This is a genomic window from Mycobacterium sp. E183, assembly GCF_001667735.1.
Classification (GTDB): Bacteria; Actinomycetota; Actinomycetes; order Mycobacteriales; family Mycobacteriaceae; genus Mycobacterium.
The window spans coordinates 1-870 of the sequence record NZ_LZJN01000154.1; the positions used below are offsets into that span (position 1 = coordinate 1).

At 69.5% G+C, this 870-nt stretch carries 2 protein-coding genes; one reads left to right on the plus strand and one right to left on the minus strand.

The genetic code is table 11. From position 1 onward, the window contains the following. On the minus strand, positions 1–423 hold a 423-nt coding region (locus A5691_RS17680; RefSeq protein WP_156675605.1), incomplete at its 3' end, for a hypothetical protein. A gap of 49 nt (positions 424–472) precedes the next feature. Between A5691_RS17680 and A5691_RS17685 the strand changes: the two genes are divergently transcribed. After that, a partial coding sequence (locus A5691_RS17685; RefSeq protein ID WP_068266730.1) for a DUF6636 domain-containing protein occupies positions 473–870 on the plus strand: 398 nt, incomplete at its 3' end.

An 870-nucleotide genomic window follows, 5' to 3' on the forward strand; every position in this document is an offset into this window, starting at 1 on the left:
GCAGGTGACGGCGGCGGGTTCGCCCTTGCAGGTGAGCGAAGCCACGGAACGGGTGTCGCCGGCTTGCAGCGTCGGCAGCCCGGCTCCGCGGGTGGTGTCCGTGTGGCAGGCCATCGCCGGCGAGCTGCCCTGCACGATGTCGACTTGGTCGCCGAAGGCCCCCATGCAGGACTGCGGGCGGGGCGGCATCACGTAGGTGGGGTCGATGACGCCGCAGGACGCGCGGGGCGCATCTCCACCGAAAGCCGCCATCACGCAGGTGACGTCGCCCGAGGGCGACTGGAAGTGGTAGAGCGGGTCCGCGTGCGCCGGGCCCACCGCGGTCGCGGCCGCCAGGAGCGGAACCGCGGCGACCATTGATGCCTTCATGATGACGTTGTAATCCTTTTGGGCGGCCAGGTGAAGGCCCCCGCGCAAACTCATTTCGGGATTATCGGTCCGGTCCACCGGCGCACAGGCTTACGCTCAGCAAATGATGAGGACCCTCGCTGTCGCCGCCGCGACGGTCGCGGCCGCCACCGTGATGCCGGCGACCGCGCACGCGGACACCCAGAACTTTCAATCGCCGTCCGGCAACATCTACTGCGTCCTGGGCGGCTTCGGTGTGGCGTGCGACATCAGCGACTTCGACTACCAGCCACCGCCGCCACCGGAGTGCGGCAAGCATCTCGCCTGGGGCAACCGCTTCGTGTTGAACCTGGGCGAGCCGGCCGCCATCCACTGCCACGGCGACACCCTGCGCTTCGCCGGCGAGCCGACCCTCGACTACGGCCAGACCCAGTCCGCGGGCACGATCACCTGCGACAGCGAGCCGTCGGGCATGACGTGCACCGACAGCAGCACCGGGCACTACTTCCGGGTGTCGCGGGT